Below are 14,544 nucleotides of genomic sequence, written 5' to 3'. Positions count from 1 at the left end.
ACCAGCCGGCGAAGGCCATCGACCCTCCTGGCTTCACTCAGCAACGCACTGACGTCGAGCGGTGGCGCGACGGCACAGGCTCCCGTGAGGAACAGACAGAATGGCATGCTCACCCCGCTGCGCAGGTAGCCGCCGCGCGAGCGAGGCTGTGGAACTGCCGCCCGAAATAGATCAGACCTTCACCTTCGTCGCGCAAGGCAATATGCTCGATACGAACGAAGATCACCGAGTGCGATCCCACGGTTTTGCTTTCGCAGACGGTGCCCTCAAGGGTCGCGATTGCATCCGTCAACACCGGGACGCAAAGCTGCCCGGGTTGCCATGCGCAGTGTGCGAAGCGCTCTTCCATCGAGCAGCCGGTCATGCCCGCGAACAGGCGCGCCAGTTCCTGGCCGCGCGAGCCGAGCACGTTGATGCAGACCTGCCGGTTGCCGTGCAGGACGTCGTGCACGTAGCTCGACTGATTGATGCAGACGAGCATGGTCGGCGGCGTATCCGTCACGGAGCAGACTGCACTTGCCGTGATACCGCAGCGGCCCTGCGGACCGTCGGTCGTGATCACGTTGACGGCCGCCGCGAGCGAGGCCATCGCATTGCGAAAGTGCAGTCGCATGTCTTCCTGGATCATGGTTCTCGCCTCCTCGATCAGGGGTAGGGGGTCACGGGCGGGATGCCCACGAACAGTGCCCCGGATGCGTCGTAGGTGCCCTCACCAAGGAACGCGTGCTGCGTCACCACAATTGAGTCGCGCACGAGGCGCTGCAGGCGGCTCTCGCGGTAGATCGCGCCGATCCCCGCCATCTTGTACGCCTCCATCACGACGTCTGCGCAGGTGTGCGCCGCGTACGTTGCGCTCAGGCGCAGGATATTGGCCTCGGCCGGAGTGACGGGATCACCCGCAAGGATCGTTCGCCAGGCCGCTTCAGCGGATTCGAAGAAGAAGGCGCGGGCGCTGCGCAAGCGGGCTTCGGCTTGCGCAAGGCCCGAGCGATAGTAGGCCCGGTCGGCGAGGCGCGGTGCGCCGGTCGTGGTCTGGGTCACGCCCGACATGCCCGCGAGCAGATCGAGCGCGGCGCGCGCGAGACCGATGTTTACGGCCGCATGGACTTGCGCCTGATAGGTGACGGTCGGATAGCGATAAAGCGGTTCATCGATCGTGGCTGCGCCGCCTCGCACGAAGGTCCACTGCTCGTCGACGAACTTGTCCTTCAGGCGAAGGTCGTGGCTGCCCGTGCCCTGCATGCCCACGACGTTCCAGTTATCGACGATCTCGACTTCGCTGGAAGGAAAGACGGCAGTGAAGGGCTTGCCTGCATTCGGGTCGTTGGCGCCGCCAGGCGCGCCGCCGATGCCCACGCCAATCCAGTCGGCTCCCTTGCAGCCGCTTGCGAACCGCCATTGGCCGCTAACCGTGAAGCCGCCGGGCACGCGGACCGCCTTTTGCAGCGGATAGAGGCCGCCCGCGAACACCTGGTCCGGTCCGGTCGCATAGAGTTTTGCCTGGGTTTCGACAGGCAGCGATGCGAGATACGTATTCGCCGAACCAAACGCCGCGACCCAGGCGGTGGATCCATCGGCGATGGCGATGCGTTCGAGCGACGCGAGGAACTGGTGAGGCGGCAGCGCATCGCCGCCGAAACGCCGTGGCGTGCCGGCCCGGAAGATGCCGGCGCGCTTCATCTTCGCGACCATGTCGCGTGGGACGTACGAGAGTGCGTCGAAATCGTCGCGCCGGCGCTCGACTTCGTCGATCAGGGCATCGAGTGAAAGCGAACCCGGATACTCCGGATAGTCATCGTGTGCGGCGAAGGTCCGGACATGGTTGGATTCGGCAGTGGAGCTGGCAATCTGCAGGGCGTGCATACGAGATACCTTTTGATGAATGGGGAACGGTTCGAGCGACGTGGCATGGCCGTCAATGTGATTCGGAGTCCAGATTGGCCTTCGCGCGCATGGCTTTGGGAAATGTCTCGGGAGCGAAGCATGTGGCGACAACCGTGATCAATCCGAGCGCGCCGAGATAGAGCGCGACAGGCACCGCGCTGCGATAGTGGGCGAGCAGGCCCGTGGCGATCATCGGCGAGAGGCCGCCTCCCAGCACCGAGGAGAGTTCCCGCCCGATTCCGAGCCCCGAGAAGCGCAGATGAACGGGCAGCAACTCGCTGATGAAGGCCGGTTGCGCGCCTTCCAGAATGCCGAGCGTCAGGCTGTTCGCGAGCAGGAGGGCAGTGATGACCTTCCAGTACTCGCCCGAGCCGAGGAGCGCGAAGTAGGGCCACGCCACGAGCACCATGGCGATGGCGCCAATCAGATAAACCGGCTTGCGCCCCACCTTGTCGGTGATGTGGCCGACGAGCAGCGCAACCGGAATCATCAGCAGCATCGAGAGTGTGAGGCCGCCGAGTATCCACGACGATTTCACCCCCAGAAACTGGCCGTATGCGATCGAGAACGCGAAGAAGATGTACGATGCGCCACCTTCACCGAAGCGTAGGCCGAAAACGGTCAGCACCTCGCGCGGACACTGGCGCAAGACGTCGAGAACGGGCATGCGGCTTTCGTGGCGCGTTGCCTTCACTTCAGCGAATGCCGTGCTCTCGCTCACGGAGCGGCGCATCCACAAGCCAAGTGCGACGAGCGCTGCGCTGGCGAGGAAGGGCACGCGCCAGCCCCAGCTCTGGAAGTCAGCGGCAGACAGGTGTTGGGCAAGCAGAAAGGCGCCTGTGGAAAGCACGAAGCCGAACGCCGCGCCACTCGGGCTCCATGCGGCCAGTGCGCCGCGCTTCGCCGCCGGCGCGCTTTCGTGGATGAGCAGGATGCTGCCGCTCCACTCGCCGCCCGCAGCCAGTCCCTGGAGAATGCGCAGCATCACGAGCAACACAGGCGCCGCAATGCCGATCTGGTGAAATGTCGGCAGCACGCCCATCAGCACGGTCGCCGTGCCCATCGTCAGGAGCGTGAGCATCATTACGTGCTTGCGACCGTAACGATCACCCAGGTGCCCGCACAGTACTCCACCGATCGGCCTCGCGATAAAGCCAACAGTGAAGCCGCCGAATGCTGCGATGGTGCCCGTGAGCGGGTCGCTGCCCACGGGAAAGAAAAGCTTGCCGAACACCAGCGCGGCTGCGGTGCCGTAGAGAAAAAAGTCGTACCACTCGAGTATCTGTCCGAGTACGGCGGTGGTCACGGCTCGACGGACCGCACGTGCCGGACGCGCCGGGCGGTGCGGGGCGACGGGAGCACTCAGGTCGGAACTGACGGCATCTGGGTTCATGGTTGGTGATGTGCACGAGGTTGAGGATTCCGCACAGCGACGATCCGGGCGGCACGGGTGAATCACATCGGGATGCATGGTCGAACGATATGAGCGACGTAATCACCGGTCAAATTCGGGCCAAAAATGGGGACTATGAATGCGCTTCATGATCGTCACGACCCATTCAGTCCCACTCCGAAATCCATCCCATGGATGAAGGTCGGCATAAATGACTGATTTGACAGCCGGCCACACGGCTCGCTAATTTGTGGATCCAGGTCCACAAGCCGAGACGATTCTGTCTTGCGTCGGACGACAACGCATGAGTTAGCAAGATGAACGAAATTCACGAGCGGTTGGCGACGCTGGAAGCGCGCATAGCCGGGCTGGAAGCCGAACGCGCCATACGTAAGACGTTCACGCGGTACATGGCGTTATGCGACGTCCCCGCGTCCGCACTCGAAAGCGAGTCTCTGGGCGCGCTGTTCGCCGAGGATGCGATCTGGGAAGGTGTTGGCACACACTACGCTCAAACGTTCGGACGATCGGTCGGCCGCGCGACTATCGTCGCCATGCTCTCGCAGTACCTGCCGCCGACACCGCATTTCACGACGAACGTGCACTTCGTCACTTCGGAAACCATTCACGTCGATGGCGCTCGCGCGACAGGCCGTTGGATCATGATGCAAGCCTCCGGCTATGTGGATGGCCGTGCGGAACTGATCGGCGCGCGTCTCGAAGTCCATTTCGCGCCCGCCGCAAATGGCCAGGACTGGCTCATCGTGCACTTTCGCACCGAGCGCATGTTCGATGCGCCCTGGTCCGTCAACCCGCGAGCCGATCTTCCCGCGCCTCAACAGGAGAAGGCATGACAAGTGCACTGCTTGAGACACTTTCAATTGGCGGTACTGAAGAAGCCAGCCCTACCATCGTCATCAAGGATACGATCGACATTGCCGGTCACCGGACCACGGGCGCGAGCCGGGCCCTGGCCGGCGTCGAGCCGGCGGCACATCATGCGGAGGTTGTCCAAAGGTTGCTCGCCGCGGGTTGGCGAATCGTCGGCAAAGCCAATATGCACGAACTCGCGTTCGGCATGACAGGCATCAACGACTACACGGGGACGCCACTCAACCCCCAGGACCCGTTGCGCATTCCGGGCGGCTCATCGAGCGGGTCGGCGTCCGCCGTTGGCGCGGGTATCGCCGATGCCGCGCTCGGTACCGACACCGGTGGCTCAATCCGCGGCCCGGCTGCCTGTTGCGGTGTCATCGGTATGAAGCCAACGTTCGGCCGCGTCAGTCGGCTTGGCGTGGCGCCGATTGAAACCACGCTGGACTGCGTGGGCCCGTTTGCGCGCGACATGCGGACGATGGTCCGTGCCATGAGTGCAATCAGCAGCGCCTTCGACCAGCGAAAAGCTGAGTTCGGGAGTGCATCGAGCCGCGTTGGAGTCGTGCGGGTTGACGCCCGGCCCGAGATTATCAGAGCGGTTGAAGACGCCGTAAAGAAGGCGGGGAACCCGTGCGAAGCCGTCGAGCTTGCGGGTCTTGCAGAAGCATTTTCAGCAGGCTTGGCAATCATCAATGCCGAAACGTCGCGCGCATTTGGCCACCTTGTCGGCAAGGGCCTTCTCCAACCGGATCTCGAAAACCGGCTGCGCGCCGCGGCAACCACGTCGGCAGACGACGTGGCGAATGCAGAACGCGTGCGCGATACGTTTAGCGCTGCAGTCGACCGGCTGCTGGCAACCGTCGACGTGCTCGTCATGCCCACGCTGCCTGATTTTCCGATCACGCTCGAGCAGGCGCGCAATGGGACGTCGGTGATAGCCATGTCGTCGCTCATACGGCCGTTCAATCTGAGCGGGCACCCGGCAATCAGCCTCCCGGTACCCGTCGTAGGCGTGCCGCTTCGAGCAGGACTGCAAATTGTCGGACGCCATGGCGCCGACGAACTGGTGTGCGGAGTCGCCACACACGTCGAAGCTGCATTGCTGGCGTCCCCCATTACCACGGCGAACCTCCCACCGTTTGGCGACACCCGCAGATCCCCACGGGAGCCGGTCTAGCATCGATCACGACGCGCGCTTCGGGAAACCCGGGCGCCGGATCGAAATCCGAAGGCGGCAGAATGAAAACGCCCGTTGTGCCTTCGAAAGCGGCGGCGAGCGACGAAGCGTCTTCCATGCGCGCCGTCGCGAGTTCGCAGCCGCGCTCCGCCCATATCGCTGCCCGCGAGGCGTCGCGCACCACCGCGCGCACCGGCTGACCCGTGGAGAGAAGATGGCGGGCAAGTATGCCGCCGACCTTGCCTGTGATTCCGGTAATTGCATACATCGCTCAATGCTCCTTGCATGGGTGAAGAGGGGGCGCCGCGTTGCGAAGTTGTGACGGCCAGGCGCGGGACTCTTGTTGATCTCGAACGGCTCGGGCACCAGTGAGCCATCTGCCTGACGTCTGTACATGGTTGCGACGCGCGCTTTCTGCGCACTGCCGATGAGGAAGCCCGTATTGCGCATGCCTGGCGGCTTGAAGATGTGCTCGCGGAAGTAGACTTCCAGCGACTGGTCGGTCAGGGCCTCCACCAGCTTGCCGACCCAGTCCATGCTGATGCCGTACTCCCAGCGTTCGCCCGGCTCGAACTCGAGCGGCGCCGCGAATGCGCCGTTCATCGAGTAGCCGATGTCGGGCATGCCCGTCACCTTCTCGTACTGACTGATCTCGTCGCTCCAGATGCTGTACGTTAAGCCCGAGGTATGCGTGAGCAGATGACGCACCGTGATCGTATTGCGCGCAGGTCGCAGCTTTGGCTGTCCCGAAGTGTCGAACCCGTCGAGGATCCGGGGCGACCTCAACTGCGGCAGGATCTCGCCCGCGGGCTGATCCAGGCGCAGCCTGCCCTGTTCGACGAGTTGCATGCACGCGGTTGCGGTAATCGCCTTAGTCATCGACAGAAGCCAGACGATCGTATCGGGACTGAGGGCGTCACGAGTGTGAAGATTCGCCCAGCCACGCGCTCCCTCGTACACGAGTCCGCGCTCCGTGGCACCCATGGCGACAACACCGGTTACCGTGCCGTCGTCGACCGCCAGTTGCAGGCATTGATCGATCGACGCGTAGGCGGGGTGCTGGACCCGCGCTGCGTCTTCCGGTGCGCGTTGCGGCGTGGCTTGCGCGTTCCGGCTTGCGAAAGCGCCAAGCGTCGCGACGGTCAACAGGCTCGGCGCACTTTTCAGAAGCCGACGCCGATTCAAAAGTACCGTCATTTTTCACTCTTCTACGACTGATTAAATCGTGGCATCACGGTGTCTCAATGACGCGCGAACAACGCGCTCTGCGAGCCATTCGCGCCGAGGCGATTCCCCGAAGTGGACCGACCATCCTTCACGCCACCTGTGGCGTTGACGGCATGCGAATTGGCACCGCCGGCCGCGCGAATTCGCGCATCGGCTGCGAGGCGGTCATCCGGGTAATGGGCGTTGTCGACGAGTGCCGGTTGATACCCGGCACGCTCGAGTTGCACGATTTACTCGCGGACCTGTGCATGAGTCGTGCCCGGTGCGTCACTCTGCGCATGTGCGGCGACTGGAAGCGCACTAGATAAGTGACACCAGGTTAGCAAAGAGGGGTGATGGACATGGGTGGCCAGCGCTGCTGTTCGGCGGACCGTTGCTGCGTTGGCCCGCTATTGATCGACAGCGATCCGTCACGCGCATTTGGCGTTGGTCTCTATCGGAGATCTCGCGCGAAGCGATACGGCTGAGGCGAGAGGCGATGAAGTGATGGATGCAGTGTAATCCAGCTCCGCTCACTTTCCAGTGCCTCGATCTGTCCAGTCTGAGAATTGCGTCGATACACAAGGCCGTTTCGGCCGCTCAGGTTGATTGCCTTCACCACTTCGCCTGAAGAGAGTCGAATTCGAGTACCTGCTGTCAAGTACAAGCCGGCCTCGACGGCACAGTCGTCGCCGAGGGATATGCCAATGCCGGCGTTAGCGCCCAATAAGCAGCGCTTTCCGAGCGTCACCTGATGCTTTCCGCCTCCCGACGTCGTACCCATGATCGATGCCCCGCCTCCGATGTCGGAAAATTCTCCGACTACGGCTCCGAGACTAATGCGGCCTTCGACCATGCATGGCCCGAAGGTGCCGGCATTGACGCCAATGAATCCTTCCGCGGTGACAGTCGTGCCGGGAGCGAGGTAGCCGCCTAGCAGCACACGATCGGCGTCGGCAATCCAGACATCATCGGGCACGACATAGTCCATCATCCGCGGCACTTTGAAGGTGCCGCGAACGTCGAACGGCACGCCTTCGGCTCGACAGACGCGGAGAAGATCGAGTGCTTCAGACGGTTCACATGGGCCAAGGGTCGTCCATGCCACATCGGCCAGCCGGTCCAGGAAGCCTGTCAGGTTCGCTTGTCGCGGTTCAATGAGGCGTTGGCTGAGCAAGTGCAAACGCAGATAGACATCGTGGAGGTCCGCAGGAGGGACCGCGAGATTGGCAATCGTCGTTTTGACTGCGACGGTTCGAACTGCGCGGCGCGCGTCGCGTTGGCCAGCTAGTCCGGCCCATTTACGCAATGAATCGGCAAGGCTCGACTGGGCGAGTTCCGATGTCGATGAGCCCGGCGCATCGCGGCGCAGCCACGTAAATGGATACCATGTGTCGAGAACCGTGTTGGTGTCCGTGACAGTGGCGAGGCCAAAGCCCTCGGCACCGGTGTTTAGATAACGAGTTTCCATGTGTACGTCACTCATCTTCAACTGACCTGACAACACAACGCTCGAAGCCCCCACCGTATTCCCCGCCCCCGGGAGAGCAGCGGCGCGCGCGTCTCGAGGAAGCGCCCCACTGTGGTCTCGATACGCCTGGGCAGCACGAGATTGTCACGGCATTGGTGCGCGGATGCGCGGAATTGGCGCGCGGATGGGCAGAATTGGTGCGCAGATAGGTCGATAACGAGCACGCTCCCGCTTCTTATCATTTTCGGCAACCCTGATCGTCTTTGTAATTGCGGTGTTATTTATCTACGGTTAGAAATGCGTGGACAAGGGCCTTTTCGGCGTCGTATGGCATTTCATGATTCGGGCATTCACAAACTGGTCTACGAAGTCTCGCATTTGATTAAACCAGTTGGCGCACTACATTCGTCGGAAGTTATGGATAAGATGCGAGGCAATGAAAGTCCGATGCAGGAGGCGACGGCGTAGGCTTCTCCACAGGATGCGTGTAGCGTCGAACAACGGGTCGATGCCGTGGTCCGGTTAGTGGCACGCATGCGAACCCAATCAGTCCAGACGTGGTGCGTTCTCTTCGCTATATCCGGCATGCGCCGCACCGGCGACCATCTGAAGCTCAATCCGGCGTAACGGTGACAATCGTCGCCCCCTTCAACCTTTCCACCAGATCGATGTGAAGCGGGCGGGCGCCGTACCAGCGAGCGAGGCCAGTCTTCGTGCGGTGGCCGACGACGATCAGGTCGGAGTTTAAGCGTTCGATCATCCGTAATATTGCGTCTACAGTCGGGCCAAATGCGACGTGGCCGCGAGCCACCACGCCATTCAAGCCTAGCTCGTCGACCGCGTTTTTCAGCACAGACCGAGCGTCTTCTTCCATTTGCGATACCAGGACACCGCTCAGCATGCCTGCGGTAATGGCGCTTGCGGCAATGTAATCGACAACGGTGACGACATCGACAAGAGCGGAAAGTGACGCGGAAAGGTTCGCACACCGAATAAGAGCGGTTTTTGCCTCCTCTGTTTCGTCATAGAACAGTAATATCCTGGAGTAATTTGACATGGGTATTCGAAGTAGTTAGGTTATTGAATAAATGTGCTCGCCAAAAACGGACGCTGATACGGTGCTAAAAATAGTGAGCGTGTTTGTCTTCGATAAATGAGAAATCGATGCCTTTGAAGCAGTCTGTAAATAGTAAAATCGCCGGAAACCCGTAGTCTTGATCGAGCTTTTCGGGCGTCGTATTGGCAAGGGCACAAGCGGTGCAACACTCCCCGATCATGAAGCTCTACGAGACGGCGGCCTGTTCATGACGTTCACTAAAGCGCAGACATGGTCAGTCAACGCGATTCAGTCGATACAACGCTGAAGCGCCAGGAAATATTCCGTATTTTCTGTTGCGACGAAATTACGGTCGTGGCGGCCTTTGCGCACGCCTCGACCCGAATCTGGCGTTGATCGCGATCCGAGCACGCGCAAGGCGGCTCATCACCGTGCCGATCGGCACACCAAGTACCCTCGCAGCCTCTCGGTAACTTAGGCCTTCAACCGCAATTAGCAGCATGACCGTGCGCTGCGCATCGGGCAGACGCTGCACCGTATTCATGATTTGCGTCTTGAGGGCCGTGGCCTGCGGATCCGATGCCTGCGGGTCCGCGACAGTCTCCACGAAACTCTCATCCCAATCGACGCGGGCCCGATTTCGAACACTGCGTGCGCGGACTTCAGTGATCCACGATGTGTGCATGATCGAATACATCCAGCTCAACGGTGCTGTATCCGCCTGCAATTGATGGGCGCGCTCAAGTGCTCTCACACAAGTTCGCTGCAAAAGGTCCTCGGCATCGTGCTTGTCGCGCGCGAGATGCAGCGCGAATACCCGCAGCCGAGGCAGGAGAGCTGGAAGTACGTCACGCAGGTCGGCTGTGGTCTTCATCGCCTTCCTCCACAAACGGGTATTGGATGCAATGGTCGGAGCAGGGCTGTTGCCCGCTTCGCCTAACTGGTTTCAGTCAGACGGGAGGCGACGCAAGCTTGCCCAGAACCGTATCCAGCTCGACACTCAGTGCGTGCTCTATCAGCGTGCGTTGAGTGAGCGGATTTCCGGCTTGCGAAAGCGTCAAGCGTCGCGATGTCCAGCAGTTCGACGCGCCTTTCAGGAGGCGACGACGATTCAGTGGATCTGTCACCTCCAATCCTCCATGAGTGAATGAATCGTTGAATTCACGGCACTCAGTGATGCGCGTACAACGCGCGCTGTGACGCATTCACGCTCACGCGGCGCCCCGAAGCGGACCGATCATTCACCGCGCCGCCCATGGCGTTGACGGCATACGGATCGGCACCGGCAGCCGCACGAATCCGCGCATTGGCTGCGAGGAGGTCATCTGGGTAATGGGCGTTGTCGACGCGTGCCGGTTGATACCCGGCACGTTCGAGTTGCACGAGTTCCTGGCGGACCTGCTCGCGCGTCACACTCGAAGCGTCACTCTGCGCATGTGCGGCGACTGGAAGCGCAACGGCGGTCGCGACGGCAACGATGAAAATGCGGCTATGCATGGCAATCTCCTTTTGATCGGCGGGACGGAATGTCTCGGTGAGATGCATTCTGGACAAGCGCCAGTCGAAACAAAATGGCATGTATGGCACTAGATAAGTGACACCGAGTCAGCAAAGAGGGATGATGGACATGGGTGGCCAGCCCTGCTGTTCGGCGGAGCGTTGCTGCGTTGGCCCTCGATTGATCGATAGCGATCCGTCACTCGTACCAACCTGCGCGACCATGAAATCCAGTAGCGAGAAACTGTCCGGTAGCATTAGCGTGTTCGCCGCCGTCATGGACGGCTTTGACCTCGCCGTGCGAGTCGGCGGCCCCAAAGCGTCTACCCTGATCGCGCGAAATCTGGTGGATACCGGCATTGTTACGGTCGCGGCGCCCTCGTACGTCGCGCATTGGGGACGCCCGGCGAAATCCGAGGACCTTGATAGCCAACGCCACAGATGCCTTGAATTTCGCAACCCGGAGACGGGCAAGCCGTTCCCCTGGGAATTCCACCGCAAGCGAAAGCGCATCGTGGTCGACACCCGGGGGCGCCTCACGGTCAACGATCCCAGTGCGCTTTTCAGCGCATGCCTCGCCGGGTCCGGGATTGCGCAGATGCTTCTTCTCAGAGCCGAGCCGCTGATCGCCGACGGGCGATTGATCAATCTCTTTCCCGAATGGGCAGACGAGCGGTAGCGGGCGGCTGCGCGCTTGCCGTGGCCGTATACGTTGCGGTGGAACTCTCGCGTAAGTCGCGTGGCACGGCTGCTGCAAACGGGGCGCCGGCGCTGAACAAGCCAGCCCTGAAGGAGTTGCGCAACACGTGGCGCATGTCGCCGCTCGAAGACCTGCCGGCGCCGCAGCACTTGACGCTCACGACACGCGTGTGGATGGGTGTGCTGCGTGGCTATCTGGTCGTCGCAGTGGGTCTCGTCATCGTGAAGGTCGTGCAGATGGCCATTCACTAAGGGCGGTCGAGCAGCACGGGCAGCATGCACCCTTGCACTTCGAACGGGTCCGGAGCCAGCGCCGAGCCCGCTTTTTGTTTGGAGCCGCGCAACCCAGTGATGGGCGCGCGAGCACCTGGGCGCATAGTGTGATCAAGGGGGACGAGCGGGGCGTTGGTGCCTCGCAGGGCTGTTCCGATGCCAGGCGCTTCGCAAAGGTGCTCGGGATAAGGTCCATTATCGTGTCCGAGGCGGCGCTGGGCGGGCCGGCGACTGACGAGGCCAATCTTCGGACGACAGAGGTACGCCATCAAGCGGCCATTCACTTGCTGCCCGGAACGTCCCTTCCTAGCCGCACGCAGCTGACTGCTGAGCCGGAAGCGCCCGCGTTCACGGCGCAACAGCAGATCCACATGAAGGTCGAGCATTACCTCGCGCCAATGCTCGCCGATCTCGGCCATGCGGCGGTCAAGGTTGTCGTCCAGTTGGTTCTGTCGATCATCCTGATCGTCGCCACCGTATATCCGGATATCAGCGGTGCGACGATCGTCAGGATTCCCGTGGGCGGATGCGGGCTTGCGGTGGCCGTCTATTTCGCGGCGGAACTCCTGGCGCGCGACACGGCTACCGCGAACTATGCGCTGGCGCTGAACAAGTCAGCTCTGAAAGCGTTGCGCGACACCTGGTGAATGTCGCCGCTCGCAGAACGGCCGGCGCCGAAGCACCTGACGCATGTCGACACGCGTGTGGATGCCGCATGGCTATCTCATCATCGTGAAGTTCGTGGAGATGGCTATTCACTTTGGGCGGCCGAACGGATCGGGCAGCGCACGGCTGCCCGTTTGCCGGACGGATTCGGAGTTGGCTCCTTGACGTGGCCTCTATGTAATAACTTCATTCCAAAGCAGTCGCCACGTACCGTCACAGCAGTTCGTTGTTCTTAACACACCTAGTTCGAGGAAGCCCTCTGAGGTAAGTACCTACGCTCCGACCTCGCACCGACGTCCGCGAGGAATTTAGCAGGCCTTAAGCATCGCTCGTGGAAACTATCAATCAGGTGTGAAAAATCGGCAGCACGAGCGTGAATCGCGGCTCCGTCGATGCTCGCGTAAGCGTTTCGTCATTTTGCGCCTGTGCCTTGAGAAGGGGAGGGGTATGGATCACATTTGCCATTTCAAGGCCTATGGTCGAGGTCTTGACGGTGAACTTCGCTTTCATTGCGTCCGCTGTGGACTGTACATGGCGCGCGGCAGAGCCTTCGGGCCGGACTGATGCCGACGCGGCGTTGACGTGCTGGCGACGCGTTGGTCACGGGGCACAGCAATAGTCGAATCCGCTGACGTGGTCGTCATTGGCTCAGGCGATCGGATCAGCTCATTTCCGGATGTTGTCCTCACAATCTTCCCAGTATCGAAGCGGGTCGCGGTGGTCCGGATAGCGTAGGCTGAGCCACTGTGACAGCCTCGTCCAATCTGGATGGTTGACACCTGTTTGAGCGGACCAGATCGACGACCTCTCAAGGATCTGACCGTTCCCGCGATCGCGGACCAGCAAGCTGCCTAATCCGCTCGAACTGTTCGCCTGCGACTCGACCAGATACCTTGGCAGAATCCTGAGCTCGGCATCCTCGGCCCACCCGTATACGGCGCGAACAACGCCGGAGGGATCCCGCACCTCGATGGGTCCGCTTTTCGGGCGAATGGCCGTCCATCCTTCAGGGAACTCGGTAACAACCTCGTTTTTCCCCTCCCTCACCCATTTCACGCGCCACGCCCGCTCTATCGCCTCGCGCATGCGAGTCACCGACTCGTAACAAGCAGGCAATTCGATCGCCATCGGAAGAGTAATGAGGTTGTCTTTCCAGAGTTTGGTTTCGTCGTCGACGCGCTCGACCACGTCGAACGCCCCTGCCTCAAATGGGTTCACGGGCCGGCTCGATACGCTCACTTTCCCTGCGGGCAATCCCTCGAAAAGGCGCTCAGCATCATGCCGGGTAAGTTTCGTCCGTCCCTTTTTCATTCTGTCTCTCTGCAGTAAGGTTGTCGCTAACGCCAGGGCCCGGACGACCGGACCCAGGGATGTGCTCGAGATTGTATTCTGCGCCATTCGCATCTTAGTGGCTTGCGCGGTGACGTTGACTCGGCCGGTGCCTCCATCCCTGACGCAGGCTCGCGGATTGATCGATCCAAATCATTGCGGACGATCTGCACGGCAACGTCGACTGCAACGCTAGTGGCCGACCTCTGTCCAGTTCAGTTGGCGGCAGTCGACCCTGAACCGCCCTTCAGGCACATGCAAAGTCAACGGCAGCCTCCGAAACGCATCAGCGCTCTGGTTGCGCGCTGCGCATCTGGCGTTATGAAAGAACATATTCGAATTTATCAATCATCTGGTCGATAAGAATCGTGTCGATGTTTTTCTTGTCGGGAACTATGAATAGGCACTGTCTGCCGAAAGTGTCGGTGCGAGGAATGAAGTCCTCGACTATATGATAATGGGGACGATCTGTGTAATCGTCGAAGATAATTTTTGTCCCTTCATTGGATAATTTTAGTGTTGTTAAAAAACATAGAACGCGGAACCGACCGTCAATAAGAACAATGTCGGGGTTCTGATGATTTGCCCATGGGGCATTGGCGTATCTAAAAAAATTTTCCCTTTTTTTGTAATTTATTGGAGCACCCCATTTCCCGAGTTCTCCGCAATCCACCCATTCAATTGTGGCGTCTTTCCCGTCAATTCTGTTCTGCACAAAATCAATCCATTCTTTGCTCGTGTCTATGCTATGAATTTTTGCTTTGGTATTCTCTGCTACCCAAATCGTGCTTTCTCCGCAGCCGTACTCGAAATAGAGCTTCGAAGAGGCCGTGAGTCTCTTGAACATTGCGTCATCGCCATCGAAAAGAGCCTGCTTCCTTTCTGGAGAGAGTAATTTCCTGGCTCCAATGGTAATCAGGGGAGGGGTGATAAGTTTAAGGAATTTAATTGCTGACATTGTTGTCTCCATTCATAATTTGAGACAATGAAAAAACCATCGATTTGAGCGGTGTGGT

At 60.4% G+C, this 14,544-nt stretch carries 14 protein-coding genes and 4 pseudogenes; 5 read left to right on the top strand and 13 right to left on the bottom strand.

Features of this window, described 5'->3' with window-relative positions; translation table 11 throughout:
• Positions 1-109: 109 nt before the first annotated feature.
• The 3 genes from hpaC to L0U83_RS38400 are packed head-to-tail and all read right to left on the bottom strand — an operon-like array spanning position 110 to position 3,277.
• Positions 110-628: a 4-hydroxyphenylacetate 3-monooxygenase, reductase component gene (gene hpaC, locus L0U83_RS38410; RefSeq protein ID WP_233889814.1), complete on the bottom strand. Its 519-nt coding sequence runs from the start codon at positions 626-628 to the stop codon at positions 110-112.
• Positions 629-645: 17 nt separating this feature from the next.
• On the bottom strand, positions 646-1,863 hold the full coding sequence (locus L0U83_RS38405) for an acyl-CoA dehydrogenase family protein (protein ID WP_233889813.1): 1,218 nt from the start codon (positions 1,861-1,863) through the stop codon (positions 646-648).
• A 52-nt stretch (positions 1,864-1,915) separates the two neighbouring features.
• Positions 1,916-3,277: an MFS transporter gene (locus L0U83_RS38400; protein WP_233889812.1), complete on the bottom strand. Its 1,362-nt coding sequence runs from the start codon at positions 3,275-3,277 to the stop codon at positions 1,916-1,918.
• A gap of 317 nt (positions 3,278-3,594) precedes the next feature.
• Here L0U83_RS38400 and L0U83_RS38395 point away from each other — a divergent pair, with 317 nt between their 5' ends.
• The gene (locus L0U83_RS38395) at positions 3,595-4,131 is read left to right on the top strand and encodes a nuclear transport factor 2 family protein (protein WP_233889811.1); all 537 of its coding nucleotides are present in this window, start codon (positions 3,595-3,597) and stop codon (positions 4,129-4,131) included.
• A pseudogene (locus L0U83_RS38390) lies at positions 4,128-5,261 on the top strand (amidase); the annotation flags it as partial. The gene L0U83_RS38395 and the pseudogene L0U83_RS38390, both read left to right, overlap by 4 nt.
• 22 nt (positions 5,262-5,283) lie before the next feature.
• On the opposite strand, the pseudogene L0U83_RS38385 reads toward L0U83_RS38390, so the two are convergent.
• The 7 genes and pseudogenes from L0U83_RS38385 to L0U83_RS38355 all read right to left on the bottom strand — a co-directional run.
• Positions 5,284-5,598, bottom strand: a pseudogene (locus L0U83_RS38385) (NmrA family NAD(P)-binding protein); the annotation flags it as partial.
• A 65-nt stretch (positions 5,599-5,663) separates the two neighbouring features.
• Positions 5,664-6,527, bottom strand: a pseudogene (locus L0U83_RS38380) (serine hydrolase domain-containing protein); the annotation flags it as partial.
• Positions 6,528-6,571: 44 nt separating this feature from the next.
• A complete protein-coding gene (locus L0U83_RS38375; RefSeq protein WP_233889809.1) occupies positions 6,572-6,784 on the bottom strand; it encodes a hypothetical protein in 213 nt (70 codons plus the stop codon).
• A gap of 206 nt (positions 6,785-6,990) precedes the next feature.
• Positions 6,991-8,007 (bottom strand): DapH/DapD/GlmU-related protein, encoded by a 1,017-nt coding sequence (locus L0U83_RS38370; RefSeq protein ID WP_233889808.1) that lies wholly within the window; start codon positions 8,005-8,007, stop codon positions 6,991-6,993.
• A 613-nt stretch (positions 8,008-8,620) separates the two neighbouring features.
• Positions 8,621-9,064 carry a universal stress protein gene (locus L0U83_RS38365; protein WP_233889807.1) on the bottom strand — a complete coding sequence of 148 codons (444 nt, stop codon included), beginning with the start codon at positions 9,062-9,064 and terminating at the stop codon, positions 8,621-8,623.
• 346 nt (positions 9,065-9,410) lie between these two features.
• The gene (locus L0U83_RS38360) at positions 9,411-9,938 is read right to left on the bottom strand and encodes an RNA polymerase sigma factor (protein WP_233889806.1); all 528 of its coding nucleotides are present in this window, start codon (positions 9,936-9,938) and stop codon (positions 9,411-9,413) included.
• 296 nt (positions 9,939-10,234) lie between these two features.
• On the bottom strand, positions 10,235-10,561 hold the full coding sequence (locus tag L0U83_RS38355) for a DUF4148 domain-containing protein (RefSeq protein WP_233889805.1): 327 nt from the start codon (positions 10,559-10,561) through the stop codon (positions 10,235-10,237).
• A gap of 223 nt (positions 10,562-10,784) precedes the next feature.
• On the opposite strand from L0U83_RS38355, the pseudogene L0U83_RS38350 reads away from it, so the two are divergent.
• The 3 genes and pseudogenes from L0U83_RS38350 to L0U83_RS38340 all read left to right on the top strand — a co-directional run.
• Positions 10,785-11,237: pseudogene (locus tag L0U83_RS38350) on the top strand (substrate binding domain-containing protein); the annotation flags it as partial.
• A 23-nt stretch (positions 11,238-11,260) separates the two neighbouring features.
• On the top strand, positions 11,261-11,512 hold the full coding sequence (locus L0U83_RS38345; protein ID WP_233890030.1) for a hypothetical protein: 252 nt from the start codon (positions 11,261-11,263) through the stop codon (positions 11,510-11,512).
• Between the two features lie 128 nt (positions 11,513-11,640).
• Positions 11,641-12,180, top strand: coding sequence for a hypothetical protein (locus tag L0U83_RS38340; RefSeq protein ID WP_233889804.1), 540 nt, complete (start codon positions 11,641-11,643; stop codon positions 12,178-12,180).
• 364 nt (positions 12,181-12,544) lie between these two features.
• On the opposite strand, the gene L0U83_RS38335 is transcribed toward L0U83_RS38340, so the two are convergent.
• The 3 genes from L0U83_RS38335 to L0U83_RS38325 all read right to left on the bottom strand — a co-directional run bounded on the left by L0U83_RS38335 (position 12,545) and on the right by L0U83_RS38325 (position 14,486).
• Complete coding sequence (locus L0U83_RS38335) at positions 12,545-12,709, bottom strand: hypothetical protein (protein WP_233889803.1); 165 nt, start codon at positions 12,707-12,709, stop codon at positions 12,545-12,547.
• Positions 12,710-12,865: 156 nt separating this feature from the next.
• Positions 12,866-13,510 carry a hypothetical protein gene (locus L0U83_RS38330; RefSeq protein ID WP_233889802.1) on the bottom strand — a complete coding sequence of 215 codons (645 nt, stop codon included), beginning with the start codon at positions 13,508-13,510 and terminating at the stop codon, positions 12,866-12,868.
• A gap of 337 nt (positions 13,511-13,847) precedes the next feature.
• Positions 13,848-14,486 carry an O-methyltransferase gene (locus tag L0U83_RS38325; protein ID WP_233889801.1) on the bottom strand — a complete coding sequence of 213 codons (639 nt, stop codon included), beginning with the start codon at positions 14,484-14,486 and terminating at the stop codon, positions 13,848-13,850.
• Between the last annotated feature and the right edge of the window lie 58 nt (positions 14,487-14,544).

It is taken from the genome of Paraburkholderia flagellata, assembly GCF_021390645.1.
Taxonomy (GTDB): domain Bacteria; phylum Pseudomonadota; class Gammaproteobacteria; order Burkholderiales; family Burkholderiaceae; genus Paraburkholderia; species Paraburkholderia flagellata.
Note: the sequence above shows the minus strand (reverse complement) of the source record. Positions and strands in the feature narration are given on the sequence as shown.